Source organism: Pseudomonas monteilii NBRC 103158 = DSM 14164, assembly GCF_000730605.1.
GTDB lineage: Bacteria > Pseudomonadota > Gammaproteobacteria > Pseudomonadales > Pseudomonadaceae > Aquipseudomonas > Aquipseudomonas monteilii.
Genome location: NZ_BBIS01000008.1, coordinates 124,094 through 148,497 on the forward strand (window position 1 = coordinate 124,094; position 24,404 = coordinate 148,497).

Sequence of the window (24,404 nt, forward strand, 5' to 3'; positions counted from 1 at the left end):
GAAAAAGGCGCCACGGGGGCGCCTTCATTCATTGCGGTATCACTCAGCCAATGGCTTTGGACGCCAGCCAGAACAGGCCGGCCGCCAGGCCCATCGAGGCCGGCAGGGTGAGGACCCAGGCCAACAGGATCGTCTTCACGGTGCCGCCTTGCAGGCCGCTTTTGTTGGCGACCATGGTGCCGGCCACGCCGGACGACAGCACGTGGGTGGTCGATACCGGCAGGGCGAACACGTTGGCCATGCCGATGGCGCAGGCCGCGGTGATCTGTGCCGACATGCCCTGTGCATAGGTCATGCCCTGCTTGCCGATCTTCTCGCCGACGGTCAGTACCACACGCTTCCAGCCAACCATGGTGCCCAGGCCCAGGGCCAGGGCGACGGCCACGATCACCCAGAACGGGGCGTATTCGGTCGTGGCAGTGAGGTCTTTGCGCAGTTTCTCCAGGTCGGCCTTTTCACGGGCCTCCAGGCCTGGCAGCTTGCCAACCTTCTTCGCCGTGTCATCCAGGCACAGCAGGTAGCGGCGCACTTCGACACGCTTCTCGGCACTCAGGCTGTGGTAGTCGGTCACGCCTTGCAGCGAGGCCTGCAGCGCGGCAATGGTCGGCTCGGTCTGCTGCGGGTTGCAGCTGAACTGCTCCGGCAGGTCGCTGGCCTTGGCTTTGCCCAGCGCCAGGAACTCGCCCAGGGTGGCGGCGTTGCGCTGATAGAACTGGCTCATGTGCAGGGTGGCGTCGCGGGTACGCTCGATCTGGTAGGTGGTGCTGTTCAGGTCGAGGACGAACTTGGCCGGGACGATACCGATGAGCACCAGCATGATCAGGCCGATGCCTTTCTGGCCGTCGTTCGAACCGTGCACGAAGCTGACGCCCATGGCGGAAACCACCAGCACCATGCGGTTCCAGAATGGCGGGTGCTTCTTGTCGTCGAGTTTGCGGCGCTGGTCGGGGGTTTTGTGCATCTTCGACAGCGGGCGCCACCACTTCAGGCCGATCAGCACCAAGGCGGCAACGGCGAAGCCGGCCATTGGCGAGACCACCAGCGACATGGCGATGTCGATCGCCTTCTGCCAGTTGACGCCGTCACCCAGCGGAATGTCGTTGATCAGGGCGTTGGCCAGGCCGACGCCGAGAATGGAGCCGATCAGCGTGTGCGAGCTGGAAGCGGGGATGCCAAAGTACCAGGTGCCCAGGTTCCAGGTGATGGCCGCAGCCAGCAGCGAGAAGACCATGGCCAGGCCGTGTCCGGTGTTCACGTTGATCAGCAGCTCTACCGGCAGCAGGTGCACGATGGCATAGGCCACCCCGACACCGCCGAGCAGAACGCCAAGGAAGTTGAACACGCCGGAGAAGAACACGGCGAGGTGCGGCGGCATGGCTTTGGTATAGATGACGGTAGCTACCGCGTTGGCGGTGTCATGAAAGCCATTGATGAACTCGAAGGCGAGTACGAAGGTCAAGGCGAGCAGCAGGCTCACCAACACCCAGGCATCCAGTCCGCTGAATAAATCGATCATGAAGGTTGTCTGGCGGTCATAGGGGGGCGGGATTATGCCAGAAAACCTTGGCAATCGATGCACCTGCTACAGACCGATGGCGATCTTCATGGCGTGGGTGCGCCGTGCAAGGTGGGGCATTCAGGCAGGGAAATATCGGCTAACAAGCGTAAATATTGGCGAAATCAGGCATAAAAGCCAAGAAAATGCTGGCTTGCCATCATTCAAACGATCGTATGAAATTTGTGTAATTCCATTTCATCATCGGTCAGGCGGTAAAGATCGAGGCAATTTTGACCGCGCCCGGGCTGGCCGGGCGACGACGCGCTGGCGTAGTCCTGGGGTCAGGGGGTGTCGCTGCGCAGTTCCTTTTCAATGCGTTCCAGTTCCTGGCTGAAAGCCTGGTCGCGCACACTGGCACGTTTGCGCCAAGGTTTGCGTTCCGGATCCGGTTGTGCGGCATAAGTGGTGACTTCGCCGCCGTAAACATCCTTGTAACGTTCAGCCTGGCGCTCGAGTTCTGCGCGCAGTTCATCTTTCGTCACATGCAGTACCTGAATTAAGAGTAATGACGGTTGTTATGCACTGTGCAGCATGCACAGGCTATGCGGGCCGCAACGGCTTGATACAAGGCTTGATACAACAGAAGGTTCCTTGACCACGCTGGCGTCGGGTGCCTGCGCAATCGATTATAGCAACCGGTAATTCGCCGAACATCGTTATTTACCCGGCCCTGGCATCATCTGACGTAAGTAGTGGGATGTGCCTGGAAACAGTTTGGACCTTTCGTACAAGTTTGAAAGGCAAGGCGGATAAAAGTTCGCTGCAACGTCGGGATGATGCCCGAATGAAAAACGGCCTCGCCAGAAGGCGAGGCCGTTGCCTGGGGACTTCTACGGTGGGTACCTGACCAGTCTCTCCAAAGAAGCCACAAGTGGCATGAGAAAGGTATAAGCAAACGTGTCGGCGGTCAATTGCGATTATCGGCCGTTTGTTCGATAATCGCACGAACCGGCGTTTTTTTGAGGTGTGCGATGAGTGACGAAACCCTGGGCAACGATTCTGGCAATCCGGAGGTGGCACGGCCTGCTTCGGCTGCCATGGCGCCGCCGATCGTGGCTTCTCCGGCCAAGCGCATCCAGGCCTTTACCGGCGACCCGGACTTCATGACCTCCCTGGCACGTGGCCTGGCCGTGATCCAGGCGTTCCAGGAGCGCAAGCGCCACCTGACCATCGCCCAGATCAGCCACCGTACGGAAATCCCTCGTGCAGCGGTGCGCCGTTGCCTGCATACGTTGATAAAGCTGGGTTACGCCACCACCGACGGGCGTACCTATTCGCTGTTGCCTAAAGTGCTGACCCTGGGGCATGCATACCTGTCGTCGACACCGCTGGCGATTTCTGCCCAGCCATACCTGGACCGCATCAGCGACCAGTTGCACGAGGCGGCCAACATGGCCACGCTCGAGGGTGACGACATCCTTTATATAGCCCGCTCGGCCACGGTGGAGCGGCTGATTTCGGTCGACCTGTCGGTGGGCGGGCGCCTGCCGGCCTACTGCACGTCGATGGGGCGCATTCTGCTGGCAGCCCTGGACGACACCAGCCTGCGCGAGTACCTGGAGCGTGCCGACCTGAAAGCGCGCACCAGCCGTACCCTGCATGACCCTGAATCCTTGTTCGCCTGCATCCAGCAGGTGCGCGCTCAGGGATGGTGCGTGGTGGACCAGGAACTGGAGCAGGGGCTGCGATCGATTGCGGTGCCGGTGTATGACGCTTCGGGGCAGGTGTTGGCGGCGTTGAACGTGAGTACCCATGTCGGGCGAGTAACGCGTAGTGAACTGGAGCAGCGTTTCTTGCCGATTTTGCTCGCTGCCAGCCGCGACCTTTGTCATCAGTTGTTTGGTTGAAATTGCCGGGGCCGCAAGGCGGCCCCAAAATAGAACAGGCAAAACCGTTTCCTGTGCGATAAACGCACAGTGTCGTTCCGGGTGAATTGCTTCACCTGCGCCCGCTGATTAATGTTTCTCGCAACGGTCGGCCCTGCCTACCGAACAAGAAAAACATAAGAGGCACATAACATGAATACTGTCCCCTCGCTGCCGCGGCCGCACCCGCGCGCAGTACCGTTGTATCCAGGCTGACGCAGGCCATATTCCCTACTCATCGCCCTCTGTGCCGGTTGCCCGTGTGCAGTGGTCTGGCTGTGCCCTACATTCTGGATAACAACAATGAACCAAGCGCAAAACAACGTCGGTAAAAGCCTCGACGTTCAGTCGTTCATCAATCAGCAGCCGCTGTCCCGCTATCAGTGGCGGGTCGTGCTGTTGTGCTTTCTGATCGTCTTCCTCGATGGCCTGGACACTGCCGCCATGGGCTTCATCGCCCCGGCCCTGTCGCAGGAGTGGGGGATCGACCGTGCCAGCCTCGGCCCGGTCATGAGTGCCGCATTGATCGGCATGGTGTTCGGCGCCTTGGGCTCCGGGCCGCTGGCTGACCGCTTCGGCCGTAAAGGTGTTCTGGTGGGCGCGGTGCTGGTGTTCGGCGGTTTCAGCCTGGCTTCGGCCTATGCCACCAACGTCGACCAGTTGCTGGTACTGCGCTTTCTGACGGGCCTGGGCCTTGGTGCCGGTATGCCCAACGCGACTACGCTGCTGTCCGAATACACCCCTGAGCGCCTCAAGTCGTTGCTGGTCACCAGCATGTTCTGTGGTTTCAACTTGGGCATGGCGGGTGGTGGCTTCATTTCCGCCAAGATGATCCCGGCTTACGGCTGGCACAGCCTGCTGGTTATCGGTGGGGTACTGCCGCTGCTGCTGGCGTTGGTGCTGATGGTCTGGCTGCCGGAGTCGGCGCGGTTCCTGGTGGTACGCAACCGAGGCACCGACAAGGTGCGCAAGACCCTGTCGCCCATCGCGCCACAGGTGGTGGCCGAGGCCGGCAGCTTCACCGTACCGGAACAAAAGGCCGTGGCCGCACGCAACGTGTTTGCGGTGATCTTCTCCGGCACTTATGGCCTGGGCACCCTGCTGCTGTGGCTGACCTACTTCATGGGCCTGGTCATCGTCTACCTGCTGACCAGCTGGCTGCCAACCCTGATGCGAGACAGCGGTGCGAGCATGGAGCAGGCCGCGTTCATCGGTGCGCTGTTCCAGTTTGGCGGTGTGCTCAGTGCGGTCGGTGTGGGTTGGGCCATGGACCGTTTCAACCCGCACAAGGTCATCGGCATTTTCTACCTGCTGGCCGGGGTGTTCGCTTACGCCGTGGGGCAGAGCCTGGGCAACATCACCGTGTTGGCCACGCTGGTACTGATTGCGGGTATGTGCGTGAACGGCGCGCAGTCGGCAATGCCTTCGCTGGCGGCACGCTTCTACCCGACCCAGGGCCGGGCCACGGGGGTATCGTGGATGCTGGGCATTGGCCGCTTTGGCGCGATTCTCGGGGCCTGGAGTGGCGCAATGCTGCTGGGCCTGGGCTGGAACTTCGAGCAGGTGCTGACGGCATTGCTGGTGCCGGCGGCGCTGGCGACCGTGGGCGTGATCGTGAAAGGGCTGGTGAGCCACGCAGACGCGACCTGAGGTCGGTAAAGCGCAAGAAGGGGATCGGTAGGTTTGCAACAAATGGTTCGCTAATCGCACAAATAGTCGATTATCGGATTGTAAGCGACCTGCCAGTCTCCTTAATCTGAGCTCACTGAAGCACCCTGACCAGTAGCCTCCAGCAGACCACCCCCGAACCACTGAAGTCGAGCCGTCCGCCCTGCGTGACCTCGAAGCCCGTACCGCAGGAGAAGCTTAATGCGCGACGTATTTATCTGTGACGCCATCCGCACCCCGATCGGCCGCTTCGGCGGCGCCCTGGCCGGCGTGCGTGCCGACGACCTGGCTGCCGTGCCGCTGAAGGCGCTGATCGAGCGCAACCCGAGCGTACAGTGGGATCAAGTCGACGAAGTGTTCTTCGGCTGCGCCAACCAGGCCGGTGAAGACAACCGTAACGTGGCGCGCATGGCGCTGCTGCTGGCCGGCCTGCCCGATAGCATCCCGGGTGTTACCCTGAACCGCCTGTGCGCGTCGGGCATGGATGCCATCGGCACTGCCTTCCGCGCCATCGCCAGCGGCGAAATGGAGCTGGCGATTGCCGGTGGCGTCGAGTCGATGTCGCGTGCCCCGTTCGTCATGGGCAAGGCCGAAAGCGGCTATTCGCGCAACATGAAGCTGGAAGACACCACCATCGGCTGGCGTTTCATCAACCCGCTGATGAAGAGCCAGTACGGCGTGGACTCCATGCCGGAAACCGCCGACAACGTGGCCGACGATTATCAGGTTTCGCGTGCTGACCAGGACGCCTTCGCCCTGCGCAGCCAGCAAAAAGCGGCAGCCGCCCAGGCCGCCGGTTTCTTCGCCGAAGAAATCGTGCCGGTGCGCATTGCGCACAAGAAAGGCGAAACCATCGTCGAGCGTGACGAACACCTGCGCCCGGATACCACACTGGAAGCCCTGACCAAACTCAAGCCAGTCAACGGCCCGGACAAGACAGTGACCGCCGGCAATGCCTCGGGCGTGAACGATGGTGCTGCGGCGCTGATCCTGGCGTCGGCTGAAGCTGTGAAGAAGCACGGCCTGACGCCACGCGCCCGCGTTCTGGGCATGGCCAGTGGCGGTGTTGCCCCACGGGTAATGGGTATTGGCCCGGTGCCGGCGGTGCGCAAGCTGACCGAGCGCTTGGGTGTGGCAGTCAATGATTTCGATGTGATCGAGCTGAACGAAGCCTTTGCCAGCCAAGGTCTGGCGGTGCTGCGTGAGCTGGGTGTGGCCGATGATGCGCCGCAGGTGAACCCTAATGGCGGCGCGATCGCCCTGGGCCACCCGCTGGGCATGAGCGGTGCGCGCCTGGTGCTGACGGCACTGCACCAGCTGGAGAAGAGTGGTGGGCGCAAGGGCCTGGCAACCATGTGTGTAGGGGTTGGCCAGGGTCTGGCTTTGGCCATCGAGCGGGTGTGACCTGTACCGGCCTCTTCGCGGGCAAGCCCGCTCCCACAGGATGATTGTTGCCCACTGCACAACGGAAACCTGTGGGAGCGGGCTTGCCCGCGAAGAGGCCGGTCTTGTTAGACACAAGGCCAATTGCCAGCCAGAAAGCGGAACGAGTGTGTTACCAGGTATGTCTAGACTTACCTGGGACCCTCTTGGAGTAAAACCGTCATGACCTCAACCTATTACACCGGCGAAGAACGCAGCAAGCGCATCTTCGCTATTATCGGTGCCTCATCAGGCAACCTGGTGGAATGGTTCGACTTCTACGTCTACGCGTTCTGCGCGATCTACTTTGCCCCGGCCTTCTTCCCTTCCGACGACCCTACCGTGCAGTTGTTGAACACGGCAGGTGTTTTCGCCGCAGGCTTTTTGATGCGCCCCATCGGTGGCTGGATCTTCGGCCGCCTCGCTGACCGCCATGGTCGCAAGAATTCCCTGATGATCTCGGTGCTGATGATGTGCTTCGGCTCCCTGATGATCGCCTGCCTGCCCACCTATGCCAGCATCGGCACCTGGGCGCCAGCGCTGCTGTTGCTGGCTCGCCTGATCCAGGGGCTGTCGGTAGGCGGCGAATACGGCACCACTGCCACCTACATGAGTGAAGTGGCGTTGCGCGGTCAGCGCGGCTTTTTTGCTTCGTTCCAGTACGTCACCCTGATCGGAGGCCAGTTGCTGGCGGTGCTGGTGGTGGTGATCCTGCAACAGCTGCTCACAGAAGATGAGCTACGTGCCTGGGGCTGGCGCATTCCATTCGTGGTTGGCGCCATTGCCGCGCTGATCTCGCTGATGCTGCGCCGTTCGCTGCACGAAACCAGCAGCGCCGAGACTCGCCAGGACAAGGACGCCGGCACCATCAAGGGCCTGTTCCGCAATCACGCAGCGGCCTTTGTGACCGTGCTCGGCTATACCGCAGGTGGCTCGCTGATCTTCTACACCTTCACCACTTACATGCAGAAATACTTGGTGAACACGGCCGGCATGACGGCAAAAAACGCCAGCTACGTGATGACCGGTGCGTTGTTCCTGTTCATGGTGCTGCAGCCGTTCTTCGGCATGCTGTCCGATCGCATCGGCCGGCGTAATTCGATGCTGCTGTTCGGGGCGCTCGGTACCCTGTGCACCGTGCCGCTGCTGATGGCCCTGAAAACGGTGACCAGCCCGTTCATGGCCTTTGTACTGATCAGCCTGGCGTTGTGTATCGTCAGTTTCTACACCTCGATCAGCGGCCTGGTGAAGGCCGAGATGTTCCCGCCGCAGGTGCGTGCGCTGGGTGTGGGCCTGGCCTATGCAGTGGCCAACGCGGCATTCGGCGGCTCTGCCGAGTACGTGGCCCTGGGCCTGAAGACCCTGGGTATGGAAAACACTTTCTACTGGTACGTGACGGCCATGATGGCGATTGCCTTCCTGTTTAGCCTGCGCTTGCCGAAGCAGGCGGCGTACCTGCACCACGATGATTAAGGACGTGGCATGACCAACCAACTGTTCGACGCCTATTTCACCGCGCCGGCCATGCGCGAGATCTTCTCCGACCGTGGTCGCTTGCAGGGCATGCTCGATTTCGAAGCTGCGCTGGCCCGTGCCGAAGCCGCTGCCGGGCTGGTGCCGCATAGCGCCGTGGCCGCCATTGAGGCAGCTTGCCAGGCCGAGCGCTATGACGTTGGCGCGCTGGCCAATGCCATCGCCACCGCGGGTAACTCGGCAATCCCGCTGGTAAAGGCGTTGGGCAAGGTGATTGCCAGCGGCGTGCCTGAGGCCGAGCGCTATGTGCACCTGGGCGCCACCAGCCAGGATGCGATGGACACCGGGCTGATCTTGCAGCTGCGCAATGCCCTCGACCTGATCGAAGCCGACCTTGGCAAGCTGGCCGACACCCTGTCGCAGCAAGCCTTGAAGCATGCTGATACCCCACTGGTAGGTCGCACTTGGTTGCAGCATGCCACCCCGGTGACCCTGGGCATGAAACTGGCTGGCGTGTTGGGCGCCTTGACCCGCCACCGCCAGCGTCTGCAGGAACTGCGCCCGCGCCTGCTGGTGCTGCAGTTCGGCGGTGCTTCGGGCAGCCTGGCGGCCTTGGGTAGCAAGGCGATGCCGGTGGCCGAGGCCCTGGCGGAACAGCTGAAGCTGACGTTGCCGGAGCAACCCTGGCACACCCAGCGCGACCGCCTGGTGGAGTTTGCCTCTGTGCTGGGCCTGGTGGCCGGTAGCCTGGGCAAGTTCGGCCGCGATGTCAGCTTGCTGATGCAGACCGAGGCGGGGGAGGTGTTCGAGCCTTCCGCGCCGGGCAAGGGCGGTTCCTCCACCATGCCGCACAAGCGCAATCCGGTGGGCGCTGCAGTGCTGATCGGCGCCGCGACCCGCGTCCCTGGCCTGGTATCTACCCTGTTCGCCGCCATGCCGCAGGAACACGAGCGCAGCCTGGGCTTGTGGCATGCCGAGTGGGAAACCCTGCCGGATATCTGCTGCCTGGTTTCCGGCGCGTTGCGCCAGGCCCAGGTCATCGCCGAGGGCATGGAAGTGGATGCAGCGCGCATGCGCCGTAACCTCGACCTTACCCAAGGCCTGGTGCTGGCCGAAGCGGTGAGCATCGTGCTGGCCCAGCGCCTGGGCCGCGACCGTGCCCACCACCTGCTGGAGCAATGCTGCCAGCGCGCCGTGGCCGAACAGCGTCACTTGCGTGCCGTGCTGGGTGACGAACCGCAGGTCAGTGCCGAACTGTCTGCCGAAGAACTTGATCGCCTGCTCGACCCTGCCCACTACCTGGGCCAGGCGCGCGTCTGGGTGGCGCGCGCCGTGACCGAACATCAACATTTCACTGCCTGAAGGAGACCGCTGTGGCGCACTTGCAACTGGCCGATGGCGTTTTGAACTACCAGATCGATGGCCCGGAAAACGCCCCGGTACTCGTCCTGTCCAACTCGCTGGGCACTGACCTGGGCATGTGGGACACCCAGATTCCACTGTGGAGCCAGCATTTCCGAGTGCTGCGCTACGACACCCGTGGCCACGGTGCCTCGCTGGTTACTGAAGGCCCTTACAGCATCGAGCAACTGGGGCGGGACGTGCTGGCCCTGCTCGATGGCCTGGACATCCAGAAAGCGCACTTCGTGGGCCTGTCGATGGGCGGCTTGATCGGCCAGTGGCTGGGCATCAACGCCGGTGATCGCCTGCACAGTCTGACCCTGTGCAACACCGCCGCCAAGATCGCCAATGACGAGGTGTGGAACACCCGTATCGACACCGTGCTAAAAGGCGGCCAGCAGGCCATGGTCGACCTGCGCGATGCGTCCATCGCCCGTTGGTTCACTCCAGGCTTCGCCCAGGCCCAGCCCGCGCAGGCTCAGCGTATCTGTCAGATGCTGGCGCAAACCAGCCCGCAAGGCTATGCCGGCAATTGCGCAGCCGTGCGTGATGCCGATTACCGTGAGCAATTGGGCCGCATCCAGGTGCCGGCGCTGATCGTTGCCGGTACCGAAGACGTGGTGACCACCCCTGAGCATGGCCGCTTCATGCAAGCCGGTATCAACGGGGCCGAGTACGTCGACTTCCCGGCTGCACACCTGTCGAACGTCGAAATCGGTGAGGCCTTCAGCCGCCGCGTGCTCGACTTCCTGCTGGCTCACTGAGGACAACGCCATGGACGAGAAACAACGTTACGACGCCGGCATGCAAGTGCGCCGTGCGGTGCTGGGCGATGCCCATGTGGACCGCAGCCTGGAAAAGCTCAACGACTTCAACGGCGAGTTCCAGGAGATGATCACCCGCCATGCCTGGGGTGATATCTGGACCCGCCCGGGCCTGCCGCGCCATACCCGCAGCCTGATCACCATCGCCATGCTGATCGGCATGAACCGCAACGACGAGCTGAAACTGCACCTGCGCGCGGCGGCCAACAACGGTGTGACCCGCGACGAGATCAAGGAAGTGCTGATGCAGAGCGCGATCTACTGCGGCATCCCGGCGGCCAACGCCACCTTCCACCTGGCCGAGTCGGTGTGGGACGAACTGGGCGTAGAATCGCGCCAGTAAGCGTTATTGCTGAAGCCTGACCGGCCCTGCTGAGGTTTCCACGGCCGACTTCAGGGCCGGGCACAGGCCCAGCATGAACGCAGCTTCTGCCACCACGAACAGCGGCCCGATGATCAGGCCGCTGACATCGTCGACAAAGGCCGGTTTACGGCCTTCGTAGTAATGGCCGACGAACTGGATGACCCAGCCCAGCACGAATGCCCCCAGCCCGGCGCTTAGCCACAGCATTGTGGTCTGCATTGCCAGCACCTGGCCTACCCACAGGCACAACCCCAACAGCAGCCCCATCACCAGCCCGAAGCGCAGGTCCAGGCGCAGGTAGAACCATACCGAGGCGGCTGCGGCCAGCAGGGCCGGGGATAGCCACATGCCGGCCACCTCCCAGCCTGGGCGCGATAGCAAGATGGTGACGGCCAGCACGATCATGGGGATGCCGACGAAGTGGGTGGCGATGTTGCGTGGATCGCGGTGGTAGCTGGCGTACTGGCTCAGGTGGTCGACGAGGTTCTTCATTGTTGTGCCTCCCTGTTCAGCGTTGTTTGCCTGATAGTGAACAGGATAGCCCGCAGCCACCACCATCATCAGCTCAGCGAATGGCAGCAGCCCGCACTGGCATATCCAGCCCCACCAGCGTCTCGATCATCGCCCGCGCAGCCGGCGACAATCGATAGCCACTGCGACTGACCACGCCGCAGCGCACGCTCAACACCTCCAGTGCAGGCGGCAGGTTGCGCCAGTGCAGGCGCACCAGTGTGCCTGCGGCCAAATCTTCGGCCACGGCCTCTTCGCTGGCGGTACCAATGGCATCGCTGGCCTGTACCACGCTGCGCAGCACCGCCAGATGCTCGGTTTGCAGGTGCGGAGTGAAGTCGTTGCGCCCGCTCAGGTTAGCCAGGCGCTTGCGCACACCGGGGGCGAGCAGGGCGCTGGCCAGCGGGTAGCTGAACAGGTCGTTGGTCGACAGGCTGTCCTTGGCCAGCAGCGGATGGCCCGGGCGGCAGAAGAACAGCCCTGGGCGTGGCGACAGGGGCTCGGTGTGGAAATTGGGGTCGGCTTCGAACGGGCGGATATCATCGACGAAAAACTCGATCTGTTCGCGGCGCAAGGCCTGACCGAGGCGTTCGCTGTTGTCCACCAGCAGGGAAGTGCGGATACCGGGATGGCGCTCGATGAAGTGGCGCAGGGCGTCGGGCACCAGGCGCACAGCCAGGGCCGGGCCGCTGCCGAAGTGAAGCTCGCCGGCGTCGAGCTTGGTCATCTGCAGCACTTCGTTGCTCAGCTGCGCGGCGCCTTGAACCAATCGGCGGGCATGTTGCAGCACCACCAGACCTTCGGGGGTAGGCGGCAGGGCTTTGCTGGCGCGGTCTACCAGCGGGCAGCCGAAGGTGTGTTCCAGGCCTTGGATGGCACGGCTGAAGGCGGGCTGGGTAATGCCCATGGCCTCGGCGGCACGGACGAAACTGCGGTATTCGGTAAGGGCGATGAAGTAGCGCAGCTGGCGGAGGTCCATGTCACGGCTCTGGGGCGGGGATCAGGGGCCTATTCAAGCGGTTACAGCTTATGTCGTCAAAGAAGGTTTTAGGATTTGTTTATAGCTTAAAGTTATTTTATTGGGCATCTGGCCTCTTCGCGGGCACGCCCGCTCCCCAGGGTCACCACAGTTTTCAAAAGCTGTGGTGACCCTGGGGAGCGGGAGTGCCCGCGAAGAATTTAAAGGAGGTTCAGCGGGTAACTCACAATCAACCGGTTCTCATCGAACGCGTTGGTGCTGAAGTCCCGGCGCATGGTGGAGTTGCGCCATTTCACCGACAGGTCCTTGAAGCTGCCCGACTGCACCACGTACGCCAGTTCGGTCTCGCGTGCCCACTCCTTGCCATCATCCACGCTGCCCACGGTGACGTTGTCACCCTTGATGTAGCGGTTCATCAACGTCAACCCAGGCACGCCAACGGTGGCGAAGTTGAAGTCATGGCGCACCTGCCAGGAGCGTTCTTTGGCATTGTCGAAGCTGGAGTTGTAGCTGTCGTTAGCCAAGGTGCCACCACTGGTGCCGTTGACCCGCATCCAGGCATCGTCGCCGCTGACCTTTTGCAGGCCGACGTAGAAGGTGTGGCCTTGGTAGCGTGCCGAGAGCATGGCCGAGGCGGTGCGGTTGTCCAGCTTGCCGGCGCGTTCGGCACCGTCTTCCTTGCCGATGAAGTAGCCCAGATTGGCACCCAGGGTCCAGTCGCCCAGCGGTTGGCTGTGCGTCAGGTTGAGGTATTGCTGGCGGTAGATGTCCTTGAGCTGGGCATCCCACAGGCCAATCATGGTGCGCTTGTCGTTGAAGGTGTACTCACCGCCGCCGAAGTTGAAACGGTCGGAGGTGAACGCGCCTTTGCCGTTCATCGACATGTCTTCCATGCTGGCGTCGTTACGCGGGCTGTTGCCGCGGAACTGGCCGGCGTACAAGGTCAGGCCGGCGATTTCCTTCGAGGTCAGCTGGCCGCCGCGGAAGGTCTGTGGCAGCGAGCGGCCGTCGTCCGAGCGCAGGATGGGCAGTACCGGCATCCATTCACCGACTGTCAGCTCGGTTTCGGACAGTTTGGCTTTCAGTGCGACACCCAGTCGGCCGAAGTCATCGGCCGGGCGGCCGTCATCATGCACGGGCAGCAGGTGCGTGTTGGTGGTGCCTTTGCCGCCGTCGAGCTTGACCGAGTACATGCCCAGTACGTCCACGCCGAAACCGACGGTGCCTTGGGTGAAGCCGGAGCGGGCGTCGAGAATGAAGCTTTGTGTCCATTCTTCGGCCTTGGCCTGCGGGTGGGCGGGGTCGACGAAGTTGCGGTTGATGTAGAAGTTGCGCAGGTTGAGGGTGGCCTTGGCGTCCTCCATGAAACCGCCTTCGGCGGCGAACAGCGGGAAGGCGCAGGACATGGCCAACAGGCCGGGCAGCAGCTGGCGTGCGGGTTGCAAAGTGCTCATCTGTCGTGGATCTCTTGTTTTTATGGGGCGAGCCGGTGCACTGCCGGATCGAACCGGCAGGTGCGGGTCTTTTGGATGAACTTGGGCAACGTTGCGTGAGGGGATGGTGCGGGGTTGTGCGGGGCTGAGGCAATTCGCCGCAAGCGGAATGGGGCGATAATCGAACGGAATGTTCCGGTTGGTTAATTAATTTCCTCCGGCAAATAAAAAGCCCACCGCAAGGGTGGGCCTGATGCTGTTACATGACCAGTCAGCTTTTCGGTACGTCCACCGATGCCTGCTGATTGGCCTGCCCGGTCTGCTCATACCAGCCACCACCAAGCGCCTTGTACAGGTTGACCTCGCTGGTCAGCTGCGACAGGCGGTCGGTGATCAGCGATTGTTGGGCACTGAACAGGTTGCGCTGGGCATCGAGGAAGGTCAGGTTGCTGTCGATCCCGATGCGGTAGCGGCGTTCGGCCAGGCGGTAGTAGTCCTGGTTCGCCTGCACCAGGTCACGCTGGGCCTGCAGTTGCTCTTCGAAGGTTTTTCGCGCCGCAAGGCCATCGGAGACTTCCTGGAAGGCGGTCTGGATGGTTTTTTCGTACTTGGCGACGTTGATGTCCTTCTGGATCTTCGAGTAGTCCAGGCTGGCCTTCAGGCTGCCGGCGTTGAAGATCGGCAGGTTGATCTGCGGCTGGAACAGCCAGGTGCCCTGGCCGCCCGAGAACAGGTGGCCCATGTCGGGGCTCAGGCTGCCAGCGTTGGCCGTCAGGCTGATGCTCGGGAAGAACGCTGCGCGGGCGGCGCCAATATTGGCGTTGGCGGCCTTGAGCAGGTGTTCGGCTTCCTGGATGTCTGGGCGACGCTGGAGGATGTCCGACGGCAGGCCGGCTGGCACTTCGGCCAGTTGGTCGGCATCGAGCTGCAGCGGCTTGGCCAGGTCGGCCGGAATACCGGTGCCCAGCAACACGGTCAGGCTGTTGACGTCCTGGGCGACCAGGCGCTGGTACTGCGAGTACTTGACGCGGGCGCCTTCCACGGCGGTGCGCGCCTGGCTGACATCCAGTGCTGAAGCCACGCCGACTTCGTTGCTGCGACGGGTGAGGTTGTAGCTTTCCTCGTAGGTCTTCAGCGTTTCTTCGGTCAGCTTGAACAGCGCCTGATCGGCCTGCCAGGTGTAATAGGCGTTGGCCACGCTGGCCACCAGGGCGATCTGCGTGGAGCGGCGCGCCTGCTCGCTGGACAGGTAGGTTTCCAACGCCTGCTCGGTGAGGCTGCGCACACGGCCGAACAGGTCCAGCTCATAGGCACTGACGCCCAGGGTGGCCGAGTACTGGCTGGTGATGCCCGATTCACCGGTTTGCGACATGTTTGCCGGCACGCGCTGGCGGCTGCCGCTGCCGGTGGCCGAAACCGCCGGGAACAGGTCGGCACGCTGGATGCGGTATTGCGCGCGGTAGGCGTCGATGTTCAACGCGGCGACGCGCAGGTCGCGGTTGTTGACCAGCGAGGTCTGGATCAGCTGCTGCAGTGCCGGGTCGTGGAAGAACTGGCGCCAGCCCTGTTCGGCGGCGGCAACGTCTGCCGACTGGGTCGGCGAGTACGCAGGGCCTTGCGGCCACTGCGCTGCCACCGGCGATTCCGGGGTCTGGTAGTCGGGAATCAGCGAGCAGCCGCCAAGAATGAAAGCGGTTACCGCCAGGGACAACAAAGACTTGGTCATTGCCCAGCCTCATAACGTGGAGTTTCAGGGGTGACGTCTTTTTCCGGCTCTTTGCTGCCGAACAGCGACGACACTGCGACGAAGAATAGCGGTACCCAGAAGATAGCCAGCACGGTCGCACTGATCATGCCGCCGATCACGCCGGTACCAATGGCGTGCTGGCTGCCGGCGCCGGCGCCACTGGCGATGGTCAACGGTACCACGCCGAGGATGAACGCCAGCGAGGTCATGATGATCGGGCGCAGACGCATGCGGCACGCTTCGATCGCCGCGTCGTACAGGCTGCGGCCTTGCTCGTGCAGTTCCTTGGCGAACTCGACGATCAGGATGGCGTTCTTCGCCGCCAGGCCGATGGTGGTCAACAGGCCGACCAGGAAGTACACGTCGTTGGACAAGCCGCGCAGGCTGGTGGCGATCAGGGCACCGATGATACCCAGCGGTACGACCAGCACTACGGCGATCGGGATCGACCAGCTTTCGTACAGGGCGGCCAGGCACAGGAACACGAACAGTACCGAGAGGGCGAACAGCGCCGGCATTTGCGAGCCGGAGAGTTTTTCCTCGTAGGACATGCCGGTCCAGGAGAAGCCAATGCCGCTTGGCAGTTCGCCAGCAATGCGCTCGACCTCGGCCATGGCTTCACCGGTACTGTAGCCCGGCGCTGGTGCACCCAGAATTTCCATTGCCTCGACACCGTTGTAGCGCGACAGCTTCGGCGAACCGTAGGTCCACTCGCCCTTGGCAAAGGAAGAGAACGGCACCATCTCGCCAGCGCCATTGCGCACGTACCACTTCTGCAGGTCTTCCGGGCTCATCCGGGCGTTTGGTTCGCCCTGGATGTACACCTTCTTGACCCGGCCGCGGTCGATGAAGTCGTTGACGTAGCTGGCACCCAAGGCAATCGACAGGGTGTTGTTGATGTCGGCGATGGTCACGCCCAGGGCGCTGGCACGTTCGTCATCGATGGTCAGCTGGTACTGCGGCTCGTCGTTCAGGCCGTTAGGGCGCACGGCACTGAGGATCTTGCTTTGTGCAGCCTTGGCCAGGAACTGATTGCGCGCTTCCATCAGCTTCTCGTGGCCGACACCGCCGCGGTCCTGCAGGAACACGTCGAAGCCGGTGGCGTTACCCAACTCCAGTACTGCTGGCGGGGCGAAGGCGAACACCATTGCATCGCGGAAGGTGAAGAAGTGCTGCTGGGCACGTTGGGCCAGGGCGAACACGCTGTTCTCCTTGGAACGCTCATCCCAAGGCTTGAGCATGATGAACGCCATACCCGAGCTCTGGCCGCGACCGGCGAAGTTGAAGCCGTTGACGGTGAACACGGAGGCCACGGTGTCGGCTTCTTCCTTCAGCAGGTACTCACGCATCTGGTCAACCACCACCTGGGTACGCTCGGCACTCGAACCGGCCGGGGTCTGTACCTGGGCGAACAGTACGCCTTGGTCTTCCTCAGGCAGGAAGGCGGTAGGAATACGGGCGAACAGCCAGATCATGCCAACCACGATCAGTGCATAGGCCAGCAGGAACGGCACCTTGTTGCGCAGGATGGTACCAACGCTGCGTTCGTAGCCGGTTACGCTGCGGTCGAAGTTGCGGTTGAACCAGCCAAAGAAGCCACGCTTGGCCACATGGTGCTCGCCCTTCTTCAGCGGCTTGAGCATGGTGGCGCACAGGGCCGGGGTGAAGATAAGCGCCACCAGCACCGACAGGCCCATGGCCGAGACGATGGTGATGGAGAACTGCCGATAGATCACACCGGTGGAACCACCGAAGAACGCCATGGGCAGCAGTACCGCCGACAGCACCAGAGCAATACCCACCAGGGCACCCTGGATCTGCTCCATCGAGCGCTTGGTCGCTTCCTTGGGCGGCAGGCCTTCCTCGGACATTACCCGCTCGACGTTCTCCACCACGACGATGGCGTCGTCCACCAGCAAGCCGATGGCCAGGACCATGGCGAACATGGTCAGGGTGTTGATGCTGAAGCCCGCAGCGGCCAGGATGCCGAAGGTACCCAGCAACACCACCGGAACGGTCATGGTGGTGATGATGGTGGCGCGGAAGTTCTGCAGGAACAGGTACATCACCAGGAACACTAGGACCACGGCTTCGATCAGGGTGTGGATCACGCCGCTGATCGATTCGGTGACCACCGGGGTGGTGTCATACGGGAATACGGCTTTCACCCCCGGCGGGAAGAACGGTTCCAGGTCGGCGATGGTCTGGCGCAGCGCCTTGGCGGTGTCCAGGGCGTTGGCGCCGGTTGCCAGTTTTACCGCCAGGCCGGAAGCCGGCTTGCCGTTGAACTGGGCGCTGACCGCGTAGTTTTCACCGCCCAGGCCTACCTGGGCGACATCACCCAGACGTACCTGCGAACCGTCGCTGTTGACCTTGAGCAGGATCTTCTCGAACTGCTCGGCAGTCTGCAGACGGGTCTTGCCGATGATGGTGGCGTTCAGCTGGGTACCCGGCAACGCTGGCAGGCCGCCGAGCTGACCGGAAGACACCTGCACGTTCTGCGCGGCCACGGCGGTCTTGACGTCGACCGGGGTCAGCTGGAACTTGTTCAGCTTGGCCGGATCGAGCCAGATACGCATGGCGTACTGGGCACCGAACACCTGGAAGTCACCCACCCCCGCAGTACGCGAGATCGGGTCCTGCATGTTGGAGACGATGTAGTTGGCCAGGTCGTCCTTGGTCATGCTGCCGTCTTCGGACACCAGGCCGATCACCAGCAGGAAGTTTTTAACGGCCTTGGTAACGCGAATACCTTGCTGCTGCACTTCTTGCGGCAGCAGCGGGGTGGCCAGGTTCAGCTTGTTCTGTACCTGCACCTGCGCAGTGTCGGCGTTGGTGCCTTGTTCGAAGGTAGCGGTAATGGTCATGCTGCCGTCGGAGTTACTTTCCGACGACACATAACGCAGATTGTCGATACCGTTGAGCTGCTGCTCGATCACCTGTACCACGGTGTCCTGCACGGTTTGCGCCGAGGCGCCCGGGTAGGTCACGGCGATGGCGATGGCCGGCGGCGCGATGCTGGGGTACTGGTTGATCGGCAACTTCAGGATCGACAAGGCGCCGACCAGCATGATCACCAAGGCGATCACCCAGGCGAAGATCGGGCGATCGATAAAGAACTTCGACATGGTTTACTCCGCTTTGGCGTCTGCTTTCGCCGCGTTGGCCTGATCAGGGCTGGCCGGCTTCTTGACGTTGGTGGCTTCGCTGACCTTCACTTCGACGCCCGGGCGTACGTACTGCAGCCCTTCGGTGATCAGGCGGTCACCCGGGTTGAGGCCTTCCTCGATCAGCCAGTCGCTGCCCAAGGTACGGTTGGCCTTGAGCTGGCGCAGCTCGACCTTGTTCTCCTGGTTGACCACCAGCGCGGTTGGCGCGCCTTTGAGGTCGCGGGTCACGCCTTGTTGCGGTGCCAGGATGGCGTTGGCGTTGACACCGGCCTTCAGCCGCGCATGCACGAACATGCCAGGCAGCAAGGTGTGGTCGGGGTTGGGGAAGATGGCGCGCAGGGTGACCGAGCCGGTGGTTTCGTCGACCGCGACTTCGGAGAACTCCAGACGACCTTCCTGCTTGAACAGGCTGCCGTCTTCCAGCACCAGCTGTACCGAGGCGGTGTTGTCGCCGGCCTTCTGCAACTGGCCGCTTTCCAGGTCACGGCGCAGCTTGAGCAGCTCGGCGGTGGACTGGGTGACGTCGACGTAGATCGGGTCGAGTTGCTGGATGGTGGCCATGGCGTTGGTCTGGCCATTGCTCACCAGCGCACCTTCGGTGACCGAAGAACGGCCGATACGGCCACTGATCGGTGCCAGCACCTTGGTGTAGCGCAGGTCGATCTGGGCGCTTTTCAGCGAAGCCTCGGCCTGCAATCGTTTGGCATTGGCGTCGTCGTATTCCTGTTTGGAAACGGCTTGCTCGTCGATCAGTTGCTTGTAGCGCTCGGCCAGCGAGCGGGTCGCCTGCAGGTTTGCCTGGGCATTGGCCAGGGTGGCTTCGTACACGGCAGGGTCGATCTGGTAGAGCTGCTGGCCTTCCTTGACCTCACTGCCTTCCTTGAACAGGCGCTTGAGGATAATGCCGTTGACCTGCGGGCGCACTTCGGCGACGCGGTAGGCACTGGTACGCCCCGGCAATTCCGAGGTCAGGGTGAAGGCTTGGGGCTGGATGGTCACGACGCCGACCTGAGGAGCCTGCGCCGCTGGCGCTGCTTCTTCTTTCTTACAGCCACTGAGCAGGGTTGCCAGGGCGACGGCGGAAACCAGAGCGGTAACGGCTGGCTTGAATTGCATGAGGATCCTCGGGTCGCTGGAGCAGGGAGACGCTCAAGAGTAGTGGAAGTGTCTTGATCTGGAAAAGTTGCTATCCGGTGGATAAATAGCTTGCTAAGGAATATACTTACATTCATGGTTGTTTGTAAATACCGCTGAGTTGTACTGAGGTACCGCCACAGCCCTTGATTAGCTCATCCGCGAGGCCCCTGCAGAGGTGCCCCCGGAGCGTTCCCCGTACGCGCTGCGCGTTCGGGCCAGATGAGGTTGTACTGCCATGGTCCGTCGAACCAAAGAGGAAGCCCAGGAAACCCGCGCCCAGATCATCGAGGCGGCGGAAAAGGCCTTCTACAAGCGCGGGGTTGCGCGAACCACCCTGGCCGACATCGCCGAACTGGCGGGTGTGACGCGCGGGGCGATCTACTGGCACTTCAACAACAAGGCCGAACTGGTGCAGGCGCTGCTCGACAGCCTGCACGAGACCCATGACCATTTGGCGCGGGCCAGCGAAAGCGAGGACGAAGTCGACCCGCTTGGCTGCATGCGCAAGCTGTTGTTGCAGGTGTTCAACGAGCTGGTGCTCGATGCCCGAACCCGGCGTATCAATGAAATCCTGCATCACAAGTGCGAGTTCACCGATGACATGTGTGAAATTCGCCAGCAGCGCCAGGGCGCGGTGCTGGATTGCCACAAGGGCATCACCCTGGCGCTGGCCAATGCCGTGCGCCGGGGCCAGTTGCCTGGCGAGCTGGATGTCGAGCGCGCGGCGGTGGCCATGTTTGCCTTTGTCGATGGCCTGATCGGGCGCTGGCTGTTGCTGCCTGACAGTGTCGATCTGTTGGGTGATGTCGAAAAATGGGTCGACACCGGGTTGGATATGCTGCGCTTGAGCCCGGCACTGCGCAAATGACACTTTGTTAAGGATTGTGAGGGAGTGTTTCCCCTCTGTATTAAGCGGTGATTAAAGGCGGGGCCGGCGGGTGGCCCCGCGCTTCAGCGCCCCCGCAGTTGCCGGTCGGGCAATGCCACTGCTGCTGCCAGCCCGAGCACCGCAATCAGGGCACTCCCCATCAGTAAATGACGGAATGTTTCAGTCAGGCGCGCCTGTGTCACCAAGTCCACTTCACCGGCCTTCAGGCTCCCCAGCAACGGGTTACCCAGCATTTCAAATCCGCCCTGATGCAGCAGCGCCAGCAACAGGCTGGACATGCAGGCCACGCCCATGGCCCCGCCCAGCGAACGGAAAAGGTTGGTGGTACTGGTGGCCACACCAATGTCTTTGCTTTCCACCGCGCTTTGCGTGCCCACCAGCGATGTCGGGAACTGCAGCCCGCAGGCGATGCCGGTCAGCAGCATGAACAGCGCGCTGAGCAAAGCCGATTGTGGCGGCGTCAGCGCCATGGCGAAAATGGCCACGGGCATCAACAATGCACCTGCCAGGATCTGCGGCTTGTAGCGCCCCGTGCGGCTGGTCATGCGACCGCCGGTGAAGGCGCCAAGGGGCAGGCCCATGGCCAGTGGCAACAGGTGCAGCGCGGCGCTGTCGGCGCCAGCACCCGTGATGCCCTGGTAGCGCAACGGCATGAGCATCGTCAGGGAAATCGACTGGAAGCTGGCGAAAAAGATCACCCCCCAGCACAGCACCGCCACCCGATTGCTGAACAGGCCCAAGGGCAATAGCGGCTCCGGGCAGCGCCGCTCATGTGCGATGAACAACGCAAGGCCCAGTACAGCGCAGGCGAACAGGGCCAGTACGGCAGGATCAATCCAGGCGTGGCCCTGACCGACCAAGGTGATGCCCAGCAACAAGCTGCCCAGGCCGAGGATCAGCAGCACGGCGCCGAGGTAATCCACCTGGGCCTCGCGGCGTTGCGCCGGCATGCCACCGAGGGCACGGCGGATCGCCCACAAGGCAACCAGCCCCAGCGGCAGGTTGATCCAGAATACCCAGCGCCACGACAAGTACTCGGTCAGCCAGCCGCCCAGCACTGGCCCGGCGACGCTGGCCACGGCGTACATGCTGCTGAAGTAACCTTGGTAGCGGCCGCGCTCACGCGGTGGCACGAAATCGCCGATGATCGCCTGGCTGACCGAGACCATGCCGCCCGCGCCAATGCCTTGCAGTACACGGGCCAGCACCAGCTGTTGCATGTCCTGGGCCATGGCGCACGCGATGGAGGCCAGGGTGAACAGGCTGATACCGGTCAGGATCATCCGCCGCCGCCCGTACAGATCGCCCAGTTTGCCGTAGATCGGCACGGCCACGGTCATCGCCACCATGTAGCCGGAGATGACCCAGGCCAGCAGGCCGACATCGTTGAACTGGGCCGAGATTGCCGGCAGCGAGACGGCGACGATGGTCTGGTCCAGTGCGCCGAGAAAAATGGCCAGCATGAGAGCGGTGAGCACGTTGCGCAGGGTGGTGGGGGGCAGGGCGGCGGTCACGGGAATACCTTGTCTGTCTGTTACGGCCTCTTTGGGCAAGTCGGATTGTAACCTGAGTTAGGTAGCTTCCTATGTACTATCTGCATCCCCTATGCCGAATCGGCATTGGCGCATTCATCCAGTGCGGCATGGCTGCGTGATATCGTTGGTATGCCACAGAGGCTGAAATTCGCGGCCTGCACCAGCTTGGTGCAACATTCTGCCGCAGGTTTTTCAGTGTGCTGTCTCCCACACCTTTTATTCCTCTGCCTGCATGTCGAGCATGACCGCCCAGATGGCGACGGTTGGAACAGGTCAGGTAGACCCGATTACAGGGGTCGGTAGTTACCGTTCAAATTTCAACTTAAATTGCGGAGTGATCATGCCCAAGGCTTCCCATCAAGATCTGCGTTTTGCCTTCCGCGAGCTGCTCGCTTCAGGTTCTTGTTACCACACTGCATCGGTGTTCGACCCGATGTCTGCGCGCATTGCCGCAGACCTCGGCTTCGAGGTCGGTATCCTCGGTGGCTCCGTTGCTTCGTTGCAGGTACTGGCCGCGCCGGACTTTGCCCTCATTACCCTCAGCGAGTTCGTCGAACAAGCCACCCGTATTGGCCGGGTAGCGCAGCTGCCGTTCCTGGCTGACGCCGACCATGGCTATGGCAACGCATTGAACGTGATGCGCACGGTGATCGAGCTGGAGCGCGCCGGCGTGGCTGCGCTGACCATCGAGGACACCCTGCTGCCCGCCCAGTTCGGGCGCAAGTCCACCGACCTGATTCCGGTCGAGGAGGGCGTTGGCAAGATTCGTGCGGCGCTGGAGGCGCGGGTCGATTCGTCGTTGTCGATCATTGCCCGCACCAACGCAGGCGTGCTCACCACCGAAGAAATCATCGTGCGCACCCAGAGCTACCAGAAAGCCGGTGCCGATGGTATCTGCATGGTGGGGGTAAAAGACTTCGAGCAGCTTGAGCAAATTGCCGAGCACCTGACCGTACCGCTGATGCTGGTCACCTATGGCAACCCGAACCTGCGCGATGACGAGCGCCTGGCGCGCCTGGGCGTGCGTATAGTGGTCGATGGTCACGCGGCCTACTTTGCTGCCATCAAGGCCACCTACGACTGCCTGCGCCTGCAACGTGGCCAGCAGAACAAGTCGGAAAACCTCAGCGCGACCGAACTCTCGCACACCTACACCCAGCCCGAGGACTACATCCGCTGGGCCAAGGAATACATGAGCGTGGAAGAGTGACCGGCGGCGCGCCGTCAACTCAACGGACGGCGCTCAAGGTTGCGGTGTGAGGCACGCAATGTGCCTGCTCGCAGCTGTTGGCGGCACTGGGCTGGCTGCGTAGCAGCTCGGCGCGCCAACAGGCTGAGCCGTACAGCCCTGCGACAGCAGTCAGGGCCATGACAAGGGCGACTCTTCTTGATTTGATGCCCATGGTACTCACCTCCTGTTACAGCGACAGGTGATACCTTTAATCGTAGGTCATTTCTCACGTTACATCAGAGATCCCGGTCCCACTCGGGTTCGTCCTTGAACCGCTGCACCAGAAAATCCAGCATGCTGCGCAAGGTGGGCGGCATGTGCTTGCGTGACGTGTACACCGCATTCAGGTTCAGTTCGCGGGGCTTTGCCTCGGGCAGCAGACGCACCAGTTCGCCCCGGCGCAGGGCATCGGCGGCCTGGTAGGTTGGCAGCATGGCGATACCCGCGCCAGCCAGCGCGGCCTTTTGCAATGTCATGGCTTCGTTGGCACTGATGTTCCCTGTTATCGGCACGGCGATCTGTTGGCCGCCCACCTCGAAATGCCACAGGCTATGGCCGAAATAGGCATGGGTCAGGCAGTTGTGCCGGCTCAGTTCTTCGACCCGCTGCGGCGTGCCATGCTCAAGCAGGTAGGCGGGGGACGCACACACCACCGAGCGGCATATGCTCAGGCGCCGGGCGATCAGGTTGGGGTCCAGGTCGTTGCTGGTGCGGATGGCCAGGTCGATACGCTCATCCACCAGGTTGACGGTACGGTCGAGCATCTGCAGTTCCACCTTCACGCCTGGGTAGCGCCGCACATAGGCAGCCACTGCATCCACCAGTTGCGCCTGGCCAAAGGACGTACTGACGCTGATGCGCAATGCGCCCTTGGGCGCGTCATCTGGCTGTTGCACGGCAGCCTGCAGGTCACCGGCCAACTCCAGCAACTGCCGACAGCGTGGCAGGGTTTCCTGGCCGGCGGCGGTGAGGCTGAGCTTGCGTGTGGTGCGCTGCATCAGGCGCGCGCCCACCCAGTCTTCCAGCGCTGCCAGGTAGCGCGACACCACCGGCCGCGATAGCTGCAAATGATCCGCCGCTGCCGACTGGCTGCCCAGGTCGACGACGGTGACGAAAACGCGCATGGCGTTGAGACGGTCCATGATTTGCCCGGTTTCAGAAACAAACTATGTTCGAGCATCGCATTTTTTGTCATGGA

19 protein-coding genes are annotated in these 24,404 nt (G+C 62.3%); 9 read left to right on the forward strand and 10 right to left on the reverse strand.

From position 1 onward, the window contains the following. Positions 1–43 precede the first annotated feature (43 nt). Together PM2_RS03090 and PM2_RS03095 are read right to left on the reverse strand one after the other, a co-directional pair. Positions 44–1,516, reverse strand: a complete 1,473-nt coding sequence (locus tag PM2_RS03090; protein WP_028698590.1) for an inorganic phosphate transporter — start codon at positions 1,514–1,516, stop codon at positions 44–46. A gap of 323 nt (positions 1,517–1,839) precedes the next feature. Continuing rightward, positions 1,840–2,040, reverse strand: coding sequence for a hypothetical protein (locus PM2_RS03095; protein WP_016713632.1), 201 nt, complete (start codon positions 2,038–2,040; stop codon positions 1,840–1,842). A 489-nt stretch (positions 2,041–2,529) separates the two neighbouring features. Between PM2_RS03095 and pcaR the strand changes: the two genes are divergently transcribed. The 7 genes from pcaR (at position 2,530) to pcaC (ending at position 10,554) form a co-directional block, all read left to right on the forward strand. After that, entirely contained in the window at positions 2,530–3,405 is an 876-nt protein-coding gene (gene pcaR, locus PM2_RS03100) for a pca regulon transcriptional regulator PcaR (RefSeq protein WP_016713633.1), read from the forward strand. A gap of 321 nt (positions 3,406–3,726) precedes the next feature. Further along, positions 3,727–5,073, forward strand: coding sequence for a 4-hydroxybenzoate transporter PcaK (pcaK, locus tag PM2_RS03105; RefSeq protein ID WP_016713634.1), 1,347 nt, complete (start codon positions 3,727–3,729; stop codon positions 5,071–5,073). Positions 5,074–5,292: 219 nt separating this feature from the next. Further along, the gene (pcaF, locus tag PM2_RS03110) at positions 5,293–6,495 is read left to right on the forward strand and encodes a 3-oxoadipyl-CoA thiolase (RefSeq protein ID WP_016713635.1); all 1,203 of its coding nucleotides are present in this window, start codon (positions 5,293–5,295) and stop codon (positions 6,493–6,495) included. Between the two features lie 201 nt (positions 6,496–6,696). After that, on the forward strand, positions 6,697–7,986 hold the full coding sequence (locus PM2_RS03115) for an MFS family transporter (protein WP_016713636.1): 1,290 nt from the start codon (positions 6,697–6,699) through the stop codon (positions 7,984–7,986). 9 nt (positions 7,987–7,995) lie between these two features. After that, entirely contained in the window at positions 7,996–9,348 is a 1,353-nt protein-coding gene (locus PM2_RS03120) for a 3-carboxy-cis,cis-muconate cycloisomerase (RefSeq protein WP_016713637.1), read from the forward strand. An 11-nt stretch (positions 9,349–9,359) separates the two neighbouring features. After that, on the forward strand, positions 9,360–10,151 hold the full coding sequence (gene pcaD / locus PM2_RS03125) for a 3-oxoadipate enol-lactonase (protein ID WP_016713638.1): 792 nt from the start codon (positions 9,360–9,362) through the stop codon (positions 10,149–10,151). Between the two features lie 10 nt (positions 10,152–10,161). Next, positions 10,162–10,554 carry a 4-carboxymuconolactone decarboxylase gene (gene pcaC / locus PM2_RS03130; protein WP_010952489.1) on the forward strand — a complete coding sequence of 131 codons (393 nt, stop codon included), beginning with the start codon at positions 10,162–10,164 and terminating at the stop codon, positions 10,552–10,554. A 3-nt stretch (positions 10,555–10,557) separates the two neighbouring features. Here the strand turns inward: pcaC and PM2_RS03135 are convergent, their stop codons facing one another. From PM2_RS03135 to ttgA, 6 genes are all read right to left on the reverse strand, one after another. After that, positions 10,558–11,067, reverse strand: coding sequence for an Mpo1 family 2-hydroxy fatty acid dioxygenase (locus tag PM2_RS03135; RefSeq protein WP_028698588.1), 510 nt, complete (start codon positions 11,065–11,067; stop codon positions 10,558–10,560). Positions 11,068–11,140: 73 nt separating this feature from the next. Further along, complete coding sequence (locus PM2_RS03140; RefSeq protein WP_016713640.1) at positions 11,141–12,064, reverse strand: LysR family transcriptional regulator; 924 nt, start codon at positions 12,062–12,064, stop codon at positions 11,141–11,143. Positions 12,065–12,264: 200 nt separating this feature from the next. Next, positions 12,265–13,518, reverse strand: a complete 1,254-nt coding sequence (locus tag PM2_RS03145; RefSeq protein WP_028698587.1) for an OprD family porin — start codon at positions 13,516–13,518, stop codon at positions 12,265–12,267. Between the two features lie 250 nt (positions 13,519–13,768). Then, entirely contained in the window at positions 13,769–15,223 is a 1,455-nt protein-coding gene (locus PM2_RS03150) for an AdeC/AdeK/OprM family multidrug efflux complex outer membrane factor (RefSeq protein WP_016713642.1), read from the reverse strand. Continuing rightward, positions 15,220–18,372, reverse strand: a complete 3,153-nt coding sequence (gene ttgB, locus PM2_RS03155) for a multidrug efflux RND transporter permease subunit TtgB (protein WP_016713643.1) — start codon at positions 18,370–18,372, stop codon at positions 15,220–15,222. Before ttgB ends, PM2_RS03150 begins: the two co-directional genes overlap by 4 nt. 3 nt (positions 18,373–18,375) lie before the next feature. Then, on the reverse strand, positions 18,376–19,530 hold the full coding sequence (gene ttgA / locus PM2_RS03160) for a toluene efflux RND transporter periplasmic adaptor subunit TtgA (protein ID WP_016713644.1): 1,155 nt from the start codon (positions 19,528–19,530) through the stop codon (positions 18,376–18,378). Positions 19,531–19,786: 256 nt separating this feature from the next. Here ttgA and ttgR point away from each other — a divergent pair, with 256 nt between their 5' ends. Next, complete coding sequence (gene ttgR, locus PM2_RS03165) at positions 19,787–20,419, forward strand: efflux transport transcriptional regulator TtgR (RefSeq protein ID WP_016713645.1); 633 nt, start codon at positions 19,787–19,789, stop codon at positions 20,417–20,419. Between the two features lie 83 nt (positions 20,420–20,502). Here ttgR and PM2_RS03170 read toward each other — a convergent pair whose 3' ends face one another. After that, positions 20,503–21,954: an MDR family MFS transporter gene (locus PM2_RS03170; protein ID WP_016713646.1), complete on the reverse strand. Its 1,452-nt coding sequence runs from the start codon at positions 21,952–21,954 to the stop codon at positions 20,503–20,505. Between the two features lie 361 nt (positions 21,955–22,315). On the opposite strand from PM2_RS03170, the gene PM2_RS03175 reads away from it, so the two are divergent. Then, entirely contained in the window at positions 22,316–23,185 is an 870-nt protein-coding gene (locus PM2_RS03175) for an isocitrate lyase/PEP mutase family protein (RefSeq protein ID WP_016713647.1), read from the forward strand. Positions 23,186–23,442: 257 nt separating this feature from the next. Here the strand turns inward: PM2_RS03175 and PM2_RS03180 are convergent, their stop codons facing one another. Then, positions 23,443–24,348 (reverse strand): LysR family transcriptional regulator, encoded by a 906-nt coding sequence (locus PM2_RS03180; protein ID WP_028698586.1) that lies wholly within the window; start codon positions 24,346–24,348, stop codon positions 23,443–23,445. Positions 24,349–24,404: the final 56 nt, after the last annotated feature.

Excerpts from the sequence above, each read along its gene's own strand:
- PM2_RS03090 (WP_028698590.1), bottom strand. The coding sequence starts at position 1,516 with ATGATCGATTTATTCAGCGGACTGGATGCCTGGGTGTTGGTGAGCCTG.
- pcaR (WP_016713633.1), top strand. The coding sequence starts at position 2,530 with ATGAGTGACGAAACCCTGGGCAACGATTCTGGCAATCCGGAGGTGGCA.
- pcaK (WP_016713634.1), top strand. The coding sequence starts at position 3,727 with ATGAACCAAGCGCAAAACAACGTCGGTAAAAGCCTCGACGTTCAGTCG.
- pcaF (WP_016713635.1), top strand. The coding sequence starts at position 5,293 with ATGCGCGACGTATTTATCTGTGACGCCATCCGCACCCCGATCGGCCGC.
- PM2_RS03115 (WP_016713636.1), top strand. The coding sequence starts at position 6,697 with ATGACCTCAACCTATTACACCGGCGAAGAACGCAGCAAGCGCATCTTC.
- PM2_RS03120 (WP_016713637.1), top strand. The coding sequence starts at position 7,996 with ATGACCAACCAACTGTTCGACGCCTATTTCACCGCGCCGGCCATGCGC.
- pcaC (WP_010952489.1), top strand. The coding sequence starts at position 10,162 with ATGGACGAGAAACAACGTTACGACGCCGGCATGCAAGTGCGCCGTGCG.
- PM2_RS03135 (WP_028698588.1), bottom strand. The coding sequence starts at position 11,067 with ATGAAGAACCTCGTCGACCACCTGAGCCAGTACGCCAGCTACCACCGC.
- PM2_RS03140 (WP_016713640.1), bottom strand. The coding sequence starts at position 12,064 with ATGGACCTCCGCCAGCTGCGCTACTTCATCGCCCTTACCGAATACCGC.
- PM2_RS03145 (WP_028698587.1), bottom strand. The coding sequence starts at position 13,518 with ATGAGCACTTTGCAACCCGCACGCCAGCTGCTGCCCGGCCTGTTGGCC.
- PM2_RS03150 (WP_016713642.1), bottom strand. The coding sequence starts at position 15,223 with ATGACCAAGTCTTTGTTGTCCCTGGCGGTAACCGCTTTCATTCTTGGC.
- ttgB (WP_016713643.1), bottom strand. The coding sequence starts at position 18,372 with ATGTCGAAGTTCTTTATCGATCGCCCGATCTTCGCCTGGGTGATCGCC.
- ttgA (WP_016713644.1), bottom strand. The coding sequence starts at position 19,530 with ATGCAATTCAAGCCAGCCGTTACCGCTCTGGTTTCCGCCGTCGCCCTG.
- ttgR (WP_016713645.1), top strand. The coding sequence starts at position 19,787 with ATGGTCCGTCGAACCAAAGAGGAAGCCCAGGAAACCCGCGCCCAGATC.
- PM2_RS03175 (WP_016713647.1), top strand. The coding sequence starts at position 22,316 with ATGCCCAAGGCTTCCCATCAAGATCTGCGTTTTGCCTTCCGCGAGCTG.
- PM2_RS03180 (WP_028698586.1), bottom strand. The coding sequence starts at position 24,348 with ATGGACCGTCTCAACGCCATGCGCGTTTTCGTCACCGTCGTCGACCTG.